This window comes from Citrobacter sp. RHB35-C21, from assembly GCF_013816515.1.
Classification (GTDB): Bacteria; Pseudomonadota; Gammaproteobacteria; order Enterobacterales; family Enterobacteriaceae; genus Citrobacter; species Citrobacter braakii.
The window spans coordinates 3,908,061-3,920,406 of record NZ_CP057147.1; the positions used below are offsets into that span (position 1 = coordinate 3,908,061).

Consider the following 12,346-nt stretch of genomic DNA (forward strand, 5'->3'; position numbering starts at 1 on the left):
CAAAAATCAGGCCTTGATGGCTTTCAATACATTAATCATTTCAAGTGCAGTCAGTGCAGCTTCTGCGCCTTTGTTGCCAGCTTTAGTGCCAGCACGTTCGATGGCTTGTTCAATACTTTCGGTGGTCAGAACACCGAAGGCTACCGGAATGCCACTGTCCTGAGCGACATGCGCCAGGCCATTGCTTGCACCGCCAGCCACATATTCGAAGTGCGCGGTACCACCACGAATCACCGTACCTAACGCAATCACCGCGTCGTATTTACCGGATTTTGCAAGTACTGAGGCTGCCAGCGGCAGCTCATACGCGCCCGGAACCCAAACGACGGTAATGTTTTCATCTTTAACCTGACCAATACGTTTCAGGGCGTCGATCGCACCTTCCAGCAGGCTGTCATTGATAAAGTTGTTGAAACGCGCAATGGTGATGGCGACGCGAGCGTCCGGGGTAGCAACGTTAGCTTCAATAATGTTCATATTCTTCCTTCGGATTCACTAGACCCCGCAGGGGGGCGGATTTTATCATAATAATCTGTGCGCTGCTTCCCTTTCGAACCGGGAGATCATGCGCCCACTAAATGCAGGCAAAGGTCCGGACCTACATGGCGTATTTCGTTGAATTTGAAATGGGGGGCGTCAGCCAGTTTCTCAAGGCCTGGAAGCACACATAATCCTCGTGCATCGCTGCCTAACAGTTTAGGCGCAACATACACGATTAGCTCATCGACCAGTCCGGCCTGTAATAACGCGCCCGCAAGCGTTGGACCTGCTTCAACCCAAATGCTGTTAATTTGCTGCTTGCCCAGTTGCATCATCAGCACCACCAGATCCAGGTGCCCGTTATGTTCCGGCACCTTCAGGCTGCGCACCGTCTCCGGCCAACTACGAGGATCATCTTTTGTCCGGGCAATCCAGGTTTCTCCAGGCTGTTGCACAATACGGTGTTCCGGCGTGACCTGATTCTGGCTATCAACAACAATGCGGATAGGCTGGCGCAGATTTTCCTGCGGGTAACTCGCCTGGGTTGACTCCCCAAGTTCCGACCAACGCACGGTAAGCTGAGGGTCGTCAGCCAACACCGTAGCGCTGCTGGTTAAGATGGCGTGGCTATGCGCCCGTAATCTTTGCACATCGCGACGCGCCTGTGGCGAGGTTATCCACTGGCTTTCACCACTGGCCATCGCCGTACGCCCATCAAGCGACGCACCAAGTTTAAGCTGCACGTAGGGGAATCCCGTACGCATACGCTTGAGAAAGCCTTTATTAAGCTGCTCAACCTCGCTCATCATCAGCCCGTGACTGACGTCAATGCCCGCCTGCTGCAAACGGTAGAGACCACGACCTGCTACCTGCGGATTGGGATCCTGCATCGCTGCAACCACACGTGACACGCCTGCGGCAATCAGCGCATCGCAGCACGGGGGGGTACGACCATGATGGCTGCAGGGTTCAAGCGTTACATAGGCAGTCGCCCCTTGCGCTTTTTCTCCAGCCATGCGCAGAGCGTGGACTTCGGCATGCGGTTCGCCCGCGCGGTGATGATACCCTTCACCGACGATCTCCCCATCTTTGACAATCACGCAGCCCACGTTGGGATTGGGGTGAGTGGTAAAACGTCCGCGCGCAGCAAGCTTCAGCGCGCGCGCCATGTACAATTCATCCTGCATGGCTTAGTCCTGTAGGCGAGCAATCTCTTCGCCAAATTCTTTGATATCTTCGAAACTCCGGTAAACCGAGGCAAAGCGGATGTAGGCGACTTTATCGAGTTTTTTCAACTGCTCCATCACCAGGTTGCCGATCATCTTGCTCGGCACCTCACGCTCGCCAGTCGCACGCAGTTGTGATTTGATATGGTTCAACGCCATTTCGACGTCATCTGAGCTGACCGGACGTTTCTCAAGCGCTCTGAGCATGCCGCTGCGCAGCTTATCTTCATTAAAGGGTTCACGCACATCGTTGCTTTTCACAACGCGTGGCATGACAAGTTCAGCCACTTCAAAAGTGGTGAAACGTTCGTTACAGACCAGACACTGCCGACGGCGGCGTACTGAGGAGCCCTCGCCTACAAGACGAGAGTCAATTACCTTAGTGTCTACGGCGAAACAGAATGGGCAATGCATACGGCGTCCTGTCCTCAGTGGTTAACAGAAATCTATTTTACCCTGAACTGGCGTGACAACAAAGGCGCAGCGCTTTTGAGACAAAGGATCGATGCCTTCGTGCTCGGTGCGCACTACCATTATGCTATCGCGACAATGAAGGAAGTAATCACAATGACAAGACGTTACCTAAGAATTCTCCTGGTGGGAAGTCTCTTTAGTCTTAGCGCATGCGCACAGCAAAGCGAAGTACGCCAGATGCATCAAAGTGTTAGCACGTTGAATAAAGAGATGACACAGCTAAATCAGGAAACGGTAAAAATTACACAACAAAATATGTTGAATGCCAAATCAACCAGCGGAGCCTATCTGCTGCCGGGTTCCAGTACACCAGCCCGACTGGACAGCCAAATTGGCATGTTACGGATGTCACTTGTCAATATTGCGCCGAACGCCGACGGCACGCGGCTCACATTACGTATTCAGGGTGAATCCACTACGCCTTTACCCGCCTTTAGCGCCACCGTCGAGTATGGACAAATTCAGGGCACCACGGATAACTATCAGGAAACGAACGTTCAGAACCAATTGGTAACGGCCCCGGCAAGTATCCTTGCTCCCAGCGACGTAGACATTCCGCTGCAGATAAATGGCCTTTCTCCGGACCAGTTAGGATTTGTTCGTATCCACGACATCCAGCCTGTTAATCAATAAACTTTTTTGCGGGACGTTTTGTGCGTTCCGCAACATCACTCCGGCCCGTTTTGTTACTCACCTGACATAACCGATATTTCTGGTAAAACTTGGCAACATTCATGGGAGCCAGTACAATTCGCCGCCTAAAGTAAGCAAACGTGAACGCAATCGATTACGTAAATGATAGAACTGTGAAACAACACATATTTTTGTGAACAATGATTTTTATAATAGGCTCCGAAGAAACACGAAATATTTAGAAACGCAATTTGCGCCTTTTTCACTCCCGAAAGGGATTTCAAACAGTGGCATACATATGAAAAAAACATTACTTGCAGCCGGTGCAGTGCTGGCGCTCTCCTCGTCTTTTACTGCCAACGCTGCAGAAAATGACAAACCGCAATATCTGTCCGACTGGTGGCACCAGAGCGTCAACGTGGTGGGTAGCTACCACACCCGTTTCGGACCGCAGATTCGCAACGATACCTACCTGGAATATGAAGCTTTTGCAAAAAAAGATTGGTTCGATTTCTATGGTTACATGGATGCACCTGTCTTCTTTGGTGGTAACACTGATGCGAAAGGTATCTGGAACCACGGTTCTCCGCTGTTTATGGAAATTGAACCGCGCTTCTCCATCGATAAACTGACCGGCACCGACCTGAGCTTCGGTCCATTCAAAGAGTGGTACTTCGCCAATAACTACATCTACGATATGGGTCGTAACAAAGATGGCCGCCAGAGCACCTGGTATATGGGTCTGGGTACCGATATCGATACCGGTCTGCCGATGAGCCTGTCTCTTAACGTGTATGCCAAATATCAGTGGCAGAACTACGGTGCAGCCAACGAAAACGAGTGGGACGGCTATCGTTTCAAAGTGAAATATTTTGTACCAATCACTGAACTGTGGGGCGGTAATCTTAGCTACATTGGCTTTACCAACTTCGATTGGGGATCCGATCTGGGCGACGATGATTTCTCCGATCTTAATGGCAATAAAGCGCGTACTAACAACTCTATCGCTTCCAGCCATATTCTGGCGCTGAATTACGATCACTGGCATTATTCCGTCGTCGCTCGTTACTGGCACAACGGGGGTCAATGGAATGATGATGCAGAGCTGAACTTCAATAAAGGCAACTTTAACGTCCGTTCTACCGGTTGGGGTGGTTACCTGGTCGTAGGTTACAACTTCTAATCCTGCCAATTTATCGCAGACAAGCCAGCTTAACCGCTGGCTTTTTTATGGCTGGTCTTCACAGCGTACTTTACGTAAAAAGTCACTTAGCGAGCGATCTGCAGATTCACGAAAATGCCTGTCGAGCGGCGTGATCTTCAGACACCGATCAACACGAAAGCAGCGATAATCGTCACGTTTCTCACACCAGGCAACCAGCAACCAGTGCTCACCCCAGAAAAATAACCCCAGCGGCTGAACGTCGCGCCAGGAGAGATTCCCGGACTCGTCGCGATAATGCAGCGCCAGCACCTGCTGCGCCGAAACCGCGCGATGTATGAGATCAAAAGCACTGCGTGAATGCGGCTGATTGCCAAAATCTGGCGCGAAAACCCGCGTTTGCTCGGCTCTGCGCCGACACTCTGGCGGCAATATCGCCAGCACTTTTTCCTGCGCGGATTCCAGCGCCTGTGAGAGTGAATCCCCGCCCCATGTTTTCAGCAAACGAATCGCTACCATTAACGCTTCTGATTCGCGATGCGTTAACATCAACGGCGGCAGATCAAACCCCGCCATTAAGCGGTATCCACTGCCCACTTCTCCTTCAATGGGCACGCCGGATAAAGAGAGATCGCGGATATCGCGATAAATCGTTCGTTCAGAAACCTCAAGACGTTCTGCCAGCAGCGCCGCCGTTGTCACTCGCCTGCCACGCAGGATTTGTACAATCTGAAACAAGCGGTCGGCGCGTCTGGTCATTTTAATCCTCAGTCCTGAAAATATTACGCGGGTTGATGTAAACCAACACGATTGCCTTCGCTGTCAGTAAACAGCGCAATAGTGCCAATATCCTGCCCCAGTTCGAGCGGACCAAACACGCACTGACCGCCAGCGGTGGCGACGCGTTTAAGCGTTGCAGCCAAATCGTCCGTATGCAGATAAATAATAGCGCCCTGCGCTGAAGGCGTAATACCGTCAAATTTAGCCAGCGCCCCGCCGGGAGCGGGATCCTGATGTGGAAATACGGCCAGCTCCGCGCTGTCCATATTCTCACGACGCAAAGAAACCTGCATCACTGGCTCATAAAAAGCAATGGCGCGCTCCATTTGTGCCACGGGGATTTCAAACCAGCTAATTACGTTATTCATACTTCCTCCAGCCTGTGTGGGTAATCTCAGAAGGACTATACGACAGGGCTACTGACAGCATACTGTCAGTAGTATGGCGACCGGAAAAGATAATGGACTGCTACCAAATCACAGGCAAAAAAAATCCCGACCTTGCGATCGGGATTCCAGTATCTTCACTCTTAATAGTTTAAGGCAGAATTGACGGTTGATCCGCCCCTTCTTTCTCAACCTTCTGCTGCAGCATGTGCTCACGCTTCATACCCAGCTTCAGCGCCAGCGCCGATGCTACGTAGATAGAAGATGCAGTACCGATGGAAACACCGATCAGCATCGTCAGCGAGAAGCCTTCCAGTACCGGACCACCGAACAGGAACAGCATCAGAATAACCATCAACGTCGTACCGGACGTAATCAACGTACGGTGCAGCGTCTGAGTCAATGACACGTTAAAGATTTCGTAAGGCGTACCGCGACGAATTTTGCGGAAGTTTTCACGAATACGGTCAGATACGACGATACTGTCGTTCAGCGAGTAACCGATTACCGACATCAACGATGCGACGATAGTCAGATCAATCTCGATATGGAACAACGACAGGATCCCAAGTGTGATAATCACGTCGTGCGCCAGAGCGATAACTACCCCTGCCGCCAGTCGCCACTCAAAGCGGAAACCGACGTACACCAGGATGGATATTAACGCCGCCATCAGCGCCATTGCACCGGTTTGCGCCAGGTCTGCACCCACGCTCGGACCCACGAATTCAATTCGTTTCACCGCGGCGTTTTGGTTGGTGGATTCGTTAATCACACTCAACACTTTGCTGCCCAGTACCTGACCGCCGTCTGCGCCTTCAGTTGGCGGCATACGCACCATAATGTCGTGGCTGCTGCCGAAGTTCTGCAGAAGCGGATCAACAAAGCCCGCTTTCTCCAGCGCATCGCGCATCACGTCCATATCGGCCGGTTTTTCCAGCGTGATTTCAATTACCGTACCACCGGTGAAATCGAGACCCCAGTTAAACCCGCGTACGCCCATCACCACGATGGCCGCAATCAGCAGGAAACCTGAAATGCCGAAAGCCCAGTAGTCCCAGCGCATAAAGTCCCAGACTTTACGGCCGTGGTTCAATTGTTCAACAGTATATTCCTGTGCCACTTCGCACTCCTCAGATTGACAGCTTTTTGACGCGCTTGCCGCCATACAACAGGTTTACGATGGCACGTGTACCGACAATCGCGGTAAACATCGACGTCGCCACACCAATACCGGTAGTAATCGCGAACCCTTTAATTGCCCCGGTGCCAACTGCGTACAGGATAATGACCTTAATCAGCGTCGTAATGTTCGCATCAAAGATGGAGCTAAATGCACCCGCATAACCTTCATTGATGGCCTGCTGCACCGAACGCCCGTTACTCAACTCTTCTTTGATACGTTCGTTAATCAGTACGTTCGCATCGACCGCGACGGCAAGGGTTAAGACGATCCCCGCAATCCCCGGCATACTCAGCGTAGCGCCCGGCAGCAGCGACATAATACCGACAATCAGTACCAGGTTAGCAATCAGCGCACTGGTCGCGATCAGACCGAACTTCTTATAGAAGAAGATCATGAACAGGATAGACACCACCAGACCGGCCAGACACGCTTCCAGACCCTGTTTAATGTTCTGCATACCCAGGGTAGGACCGATGGTACGTTCTTCAACAATCTGAATCGGCGCAATCAACGCACCGGCACGTAACAGCAGAGAAAGCTGACGCGCTTCGTTCGGGTTGTTAATACCGGTGATACGGAAGCTGTTGCCCAGGCGAGACTGGATGTTGGCGATGTTAATCACCTCTTCCTGTTTCACCAGCACTGCGCGACCGTTGGCATCTTTTTTACCGCTGTCTTTGTACTCCACGAACAGGGTCGCCATCGGCTTACCGATGTTGTCCTTGGTGAAGTTGGACATGATGTTACCACCCGCGCTATCCAGCGAGATGTTAACCTGCGGCTGATTGTATTCGTCCTGGCTGGAAGTGGAGTCGGTGATATGATCACCGGTCAGGATCACGCGTTTGTACAGCACAACCGGCTGACCTTCACGAGACTGTTTCACTTCCGAATCACCCGGTACACGCCCGGATGCCGCAGCAGACTGGTCAACGTTGGTGTTCACCAGACGGAATTCCAGCGTCGCGGTAGCGCCCAAAATTTCTTTCGCACGCGCGGTATCCTGAATGCCTGGCAGTTCGACCACAATGCGGTCAGCACCCTGACGTTGGACCACCGGCTCAGCAACACCCAGTTGGTTAACACGATTACGCAGAATGTTGATGTTCTGCTGTACCGCGTATTCACGGGCTTCGCTCAGGCGCGCATCGGTCATCACCGCACGCAGAGCATTGCTGCCCTGGCTGGAAATAACCAGATCCTGGTGACGCTTGCTCAGGTAAGAGATAGCTTCATCACGGGCGCTGCTATCACGGAAGGTGATGCTCAGACCGTAGTTATCTTCTTTGCGAACGGTAGTATAAGGAATGCCTTTTTCACGCAGATCGCTGCGCAGGCTATCGATATTTTGTTCCTGCAACTTACTCAGCGCGGTGTCCATATCCACTTCCATCAGGAAGTGAACGCCGCCACGCAGGTCAAGACCGAGTTTCATCGGTTCTGCGTGAATGGCTGCCAGCCAGCGTGGAGTTGCCGGAGCAAGGTTAAGCGCCACGACGTATTGATCGCCCAATACGCCCATTAACACTTCACGTGCGCGCAGTTGGGTATCAGTGGAGTCGAAGCGCGCAAGAATAGCACCCTCTTCCAGAGCCACAGACTTAGGTGTGATTTTATCTTCTTGTAACGTTTTCTGGACCTGGATCAGCGTTTGCTCACTGGCGGCGGCACCGCGCACGCCAGTGATTTGAACAGCCGGATCCTCACCATACAGGTTGGGAAGCGCATAGAGCAGACCGACGACAATAACGACGATCAGCATGACATACTTCCACAAAGGATAACGGTTTAACACGGCAGTTCCCTTTGGGAAAACAATAAATTACAGCGCCTTCATGGTGCCTTTCGGCAGAACGGCAGCTACGAAATCACGTTTAATAACCACTTCAGTGGTGTCGTTCAGCGCGATAGCGATGTAGCCAGATTCTGCTACTTTGGTCACGCGACCCACCAGACCACCGTTAGTCAGCACTTCATCGCCTTTCGCAATGGAGTTCATCAGATTTTTGTGTTCTTTAGTGCGCTTTTGCTGCGGGCGCAGGATCATGAAGTAGAAAATCAGACCAAACACCACCAGCATCAGAATCAGAGACATCGGGCTGCCCTGCGCCGGAGCACCTGTTGCCGCTACCGCATCAGAAATAAAAAAGCTCATTCAAATTCCCTCATTATTAAAATTAATCAACGTTCACAGGTGGAACTGGTCTACCCTGACGTTGGTAAAAATCGGTCACGAAGCTCTCTAATTTACCCTCTTCAATAGCCTTGCGTAAACCCGCCATCAAACGCTGGTAGTAGCGAAGGTTATGAATCGTGTTGAGTCGCGCGCCCAATATTTCGTTGCAACGGTCGAGATGATGCAAGTAAGCGCGCGAATAATTGCGACAGGTGTAGCAATCACACTCAGCATCGAGCGGACTGGTGTCGCTTTTATGTTTCGCGTTACGAATTTTTACCACGCCGTCAGTCACAAACAAATGACCATTACGGGCATTTCGCGTTGGCATCACGCAGTCAAACATATCGATACCGCGACGTACGCCTTCAACCAGATCTTCTGGTTTGCCGACGCCCATCAGGTAACGAGGTTTATCTGTCGGAATCTGTGGGCATACATGCTCCAGGATGCGGTGCATATCTTCCTTCGGCTCACCGACAGCCAAACCGCCGACAGCGTAGCCATCAAAACCGATGTCTACCAGACCTTTAACGGAGATATCACGTAAATCTTCGTAAACACTGCCCTGAATGATGCCAAAAAGCGCATTTTTGTTGCCGAGGCTATCAAAACGATCCCGACTGCGCTTCGCCCAACGCAGAGACATCTCCATCGAGCGTTTAGCATAGTCCCAGTCGGCCGGATACGGTGTACATTCGTCGAAGATCATGACGATATCGGAACCGAGATCGTATTGAATCTCCATTGATTTCTCGGGATCGAGGAAAATCGGATCGCCGTTGATCGGGTTACGGAAATGCACGCCCTGCTCGGTAATCTTACGGATATCACCCAGGCTGAAAACCTGGAAGCCGCCGGAATCGGTGAGGATTGGCCCTTTCCACTGCATAAAATCGTGCAGATCGCCATGCAGTTTCATGATTTCCTGTCCCGGGCGCAGCCACAGGTGGAAGGTGTTACCGAGGATAATCTGCGCGCCAGTTGCTTCAACTTCTTCCGGCGTCATGCCTTTCACAGTACCGTAAGTACCGACCGGCATAAAAGCAGGTGTTTCTACTACGCCACGATCAAAAACCAGGCGGCCGCGGCGAGCGCGACCGTCTGTGGTATCCAGTTCAAATTTCATCTTAACTCCTGCGTCAGAAAAACAGTCCGACGTTTTAAATACTCATATCGCGGATTTATTCCCCGACACGCTCAGAAATAGCCTGCGGATTGTACGTGATAAACATCGCATCACCGTAACTAAAAAAGCGATATTCCGCTTTTACCGCTTCATGATAGGCGTGCATGGTGTTTTTATAACCAGCAAACGCGGAAACCAGCATGATCAGCGTTGATTCCGGCAGGTGGAAGTTGGTTACCAGGGCATCAATCACCTGATATTTATAGCCAGGATAAATGAATATTTGCGTATCGCCGAAAAACGGCTCGATAAGGTCGTTTTTGGCCGCCTGCGCCGCGCTTTCCAGTGAACGTACGGAGGTGGTGCCCACCGCAATCACGCGGTTGCCGCGCGCTTTCGCCGCCAGCACAGCATCAACAACATCCTGCGGCACTTCCGCATATTCGGAGTGCATGATGTGATCTTCAATGGTGTCTACGCGCACCGGCTGGAAAGTCCCCGCGCCCACGTGCAGCGTGACGAACGCCATTTCAATGCCTTTATCGCGCAGCTTAGCCAGCAGCGGATCGTCAAAGTGCAGACCCGCAGTCGGCGCGGCGACCGCACCCGGTTTTTCGCTATACACGGTCTGATACAGCTCGCGGTCGGCATCTTCATCCGGACGGTCAATATACGGTGGTAGCGGCATATGGCCGATGGCGTTAAGGATATCCAGTACGCAGCGCTCGTCGTTAAACTCGACTTCAAACAGCGCGTCATGGCGTGCCACCATCGTTGCTTTAATACTTTCGTCGTCGCCCAGCAGCAGCTCGGCCCCCGGCTTCGGCGCTTTCGAGGCGCGAATATGCGCCAGAATACGTTTGTCATCCAACATACGCTCGACCAGCACTTCAATCTTGCCGCCGCTGGCTTTACGGCCAAACAGACGCGCCGGAATAACGCGGGTGTTGTTAAAGACCAGCAAATCGCCAGGGTTGAGCTTATCGAGCAAATCGGTGAAAGTACCGTGCGTCAGCGCGCCCGTCGGCCCGTCCAAAGACAGCAAGCGGCAACTACTGCGCTCAGCTTGCGGATAGTGGGCAATCAGGGATTCGGGTAGTTCAAAGGTGAAATCGGTAACGCGCATGACACTGACTCAGACTAAAATAAGAGGCGGGTAGTCTAGTGCCGGGGCGTCCTCCCTGCAACCTTTACCCCTCAAGTTAAAAGACATAATCTATACACAAAATCATTCAAGATGCATCGAGGCGGCAGCTGAATGAGTCCCCGGGAGCTTACTCAAGTAAGTGACTGGGGTGAGTGAAGGCAGCCAACAAAGAGGCAGTTTGAAGGATGAAGTGGATATGAATTTTCTTGCACATTTGCATCTGGCTCACCTTGCCGACAGCTCGCTTTCCGGCAATTTGTTGGCCGACTTTGTCCGGGGCAATCCGGAAACGCACTATTCGCCTGACGTGGTGGAAGGCATCTTCATGCACCGTCGTATCGACGTGATGACCGATAACCTGCCGCAGGTGCGTGAAGCCAAAGAGTGGTTTCGCAGCGAAACGCGCCGTGTCGCGCCGATTACGCTGGACGTAATGTGGGATCATTTTCTGTCACGCCACTGGTCGGAAATATCCCCCGACTTCCCGCTGGCGGACTTTGTGCGCTATGCTCGCACCCAGGTGACCACTATTTTTTTGCCTGAATCGCCACCGCGCTTTATCAATTTAAACAACTATATATGGTCAGAGAAATGGCTTGAGCGCTATCGGGACATGGATTTTATCCAGAACGTCCTGAATGGCATGGCCAGCCGCCGCCCACGACTCGATGCCCTGCGTGACTCATGGTATGACCTGGATACGCATTACGATGCGTTAGAGGAACGATTCTGGCAGTTTTATCCGCAAATGATGGAACAGGCGCAGCGTAAAACCCTTTGACTACAGCCCGTATTAGCCGCCGGATAAGCAGTAGCCGCCATCCGGCAAAAGATTGATAGACAAAACCTGTCTCATTGATTGCCAGCGCCTCTTTGTCTTATTCCCGAACACTCTCTATACTGGCCCGCGTTGCGTTCCAAAAACCCCTTAACATTGCAGGAGAATTATATGGTACTGGTAACTCGTCAGGCTCCGGATTTCACAGCAGCTGCGGTACTGGGTAGCGGTGAGATCGTTGAAAACTTCAACTTCAAACAGCATACCAACGGTAAAACTACCGTTCTGTTCTTCTGGCCGATGGACTTCACCTTCGTTTGCCCGTCTGAACTGATCGCTTTCGACAAACGTTACGAAGAATTCCAGAAGCGCGGCGTGGAAGTTGTTGGCGTTTCCTTCGACTCTGAATTTGTCCACAACGCATGGCGTAACACCCCTGTCGACAAAGGCGGCATCGGTGCAGTGAAATACGCAATGGTTGCTGACATCAAACGCGAAATCCAGAAAGCCTACGGCATCGAGCACCCGGAAGCGGGCGTTGCTCTGCGCGGTTCTTTCCTGATCGACGCTAACGGCGTTGTTCGCCACCAGGTGGTTAACGATCTGCCGCTGGGTCGTAACATCGACGAAATGCTGCGCATGGTTGACGCGCTGCAGTTCCACGAAGAGCACGGCGACGTTTGCCCGGCACAGTGGGAAAAAGGTAAAGAAGGTATGAACGCGTCTCCGGACGGCGTGGCAAAATACCTGACCGAGAACGTTTCCAGCCTGTAATTGGCATGAATCGTA

Annotated in this window: 14 protein-coding genes; 4 read left to right on the top strand and 10 right to left on the bottom strand. The window is 52.0% G+C overall.

Annotated elements, in window-relative coordinates:
* Positions 1 to 6 precede the first annotated feature (6 nt).
* The 3 genes from ribE to nrdR form a co-directional block, all read right to left on the bottom strand.
* Positions 7 to 477 (bottom strand): 6,7-dimethyl-8-ribityllumazine synthase, encoded by a 471-nt coding sequence (ribE, locus tag HVZ39_RS19085; RefSeq protein WP_016152034.1) that lies wholly within the window; start codon positions 475 to 477, stop codon positions 7 to 9.
* A gap of 86 nt (positions 478 to 563) precedes the next feature.
* Positions 564 to 1,667, bottom strand: a complete 1,104-nt coding sequence (gene ribD / locus HVZ39_RS19090) for a bifunctional diaminohydroxyphosphoribosylaminopyrimidine deaminase/5-amino-6-(5-phosphoribosylamino)uracil reductase RibD (RefSeq protein WP_181632839.1) — start codon at positions 1,665 to 1,667, stop codon at positions 564 to 566.
* Positions 1,668 to 1,670: 3 nt separating this feature from the next.
* Entirely contained in the window at positions 1,671 to 2,120 is a 450-nt protein-coding gene (gene nrdR / locus HVZ39_RS19095; RefSeq protein WP_016152032.1) for a transcriptional regulator NrdR, read from the bottom strand.
* A gap of 153 nt (positions 2,121 to 2,273) precedes the next feature.
* Between nrdR and HVZ39_RS19100 the strand changes: the two genes are divergently transcribed.
* Positions 2,274 to 2,813 carry a DUF3251 domain-containing protein gene (locus HVZ39_RS19100; protein ID WP_181632840.1) on the top strand — a complete coding sequence of 180 codons (540 nt, stop codon included), beginning with the start codon at positions 2,274 to 2,276 and terminating at the stop codon, positions 2,811 to 2,813.
* 298 nt (positions 2,814 to 3,111) lie between these two features.
* The gene (locus HVZ39_RS19105) at positions 3,112 to 3,996 is read left to right on the top strand and encodes a nucleoside-specific channel-forming protein Tsx (protein WP_016152030.1); all 885 of its coding nucleotides are present in this window, start codon (positions 3,112 to 3,114) and stop codon (positions 3,994 to 3,996) included.
* A gap of 45 nt (positions 3,997 to 4,041) precedes the next feature.
* On the opposite strand, the gene HVZ39_RS19110 is transcribed toward HVZ39_RS19105, so the two are convergent.
* The 7 genes from HVZ39_RS19110 to queA form a co-directional block, all read right to left on the bottom strand.
* Entirely contained in the window at positions 4,042 to 4,734 is a 693-nt protein-coding gene (locus HVZ39_RS19110) for a YafY family protein (RefSeq protein ID WP_016155852.1), read from the bottom strand.
* A gap of 23 nt (positions 4,735 to 4,757) precedes the next feature.
* Positions 4,758 to 5,123 carry a VOC family protein gene (locus HVZ39_RS19115; RefSeq protein WP_016152028.1) on the bottom strand — a complete coding sequence of 122 codons (366 nt, stop codon included), beginning with the start codon at positions 5,121 to 5,123 and terminating at the stop codon, positions 4,758 to 4,760.
* A gap of 169 nt (positions 5,124 to 5,292) precedes the next feature.
* Positions 5,293 to 6,264 (bottom strand): protein translocase subunit SecF, encoded by a 972-nt coding sequence (gene secF, locus HVZ39_RS19120; protein WP_003021550.1) that lies wholly within the window; start codon positions 6,262 to 6,264, stop codon positions 5,293 to 5,295.
* A gap of 10 nt (positions 6,265 to 6,274) precedes the next feature.
* Entirely contained in the window at positions 6,275 to 8,122 is a 1,848-nt protein-coding gene (secD, locus tag HVZ39_RS19125) for a protein translocase subunit SecD (protein WP_003021547.1), read from the bottom strand.
* A gap of 27 nt (positions 8,123 to 8,149) precedes the next feature.
* Positions 8,150 to 8,482: a preprotein translocase subunit YajC gene (gene yajC, locus HVZ39_RS19130; RefSeq protein ID WP_003021544.1), complete on the bottom strand. Its 333-nt coding sequence runs from the start codon at positions 8,480 to 8,482 to the stop codon at positions 8,150 to 8,152.
* Between the two features lie 22 nt (positions 8,483 to 8,504).
* The gene (tgt, locus tag HVZ39_RS19135; RefSeq protein WP_130714924.1) at positions 8,505 to 9,632 is read right to left on the bottom strand and encodes a tRNA guanosine(34) transglycosylase Tgt; all 1,128 of its coding nucleotides are present in this window, start codon (positions 9,630 to 9,632) and stop codon (positions 8,505 to 8,507) included.
* A 55-nt stretch (positions 9,633 to 9,687) separates the two neighbouring features.
* Entirely contained in the window at positions 9,688 to 10,758 is a 1,071-nt protein-coding gene (gene queA, locus HVZ39_RS19140) for a tRNA preQ1(34) S-adenosylmethionine ribosyltransferase-isomerase QueA (protein WP_181632841.1), read from the bottom strand.
* A gap of 217 nt (positions 10,759 to 10,975) precedes the next feature.
* Here queA and acpH point away from each other — a divergent pair, with 217 nt between their 5' ends.
* Positions 10,976 to 11,560, top strand: a complete 585-nt coding sequence (acpH, locus tag HVZ39_RS19145; RefSeq protein WP_181632842.1) for an ACP phosphodiesterase — start codon at positions 10,976 to 10,978, stop codon at positions 11,558 to 11,560.
* A gap of 168 nt (positions 11,561 to 11,728) precedes the next feature.
* Positions 11,729 to 12,331 (top strand): peroxiredoxin, encoded by a 603-nt coding sequence (locus HVZ39_RS19150; RefSeq protein ID WP_003021524.1) that lies wholly within the window; start codon positions 11,729 to 11,731, stop codon positions 12,329 to 12,331.
* The last annotated feature ends 15 nt before the right edge of the window (positions 12,332 to 12,346 follow it).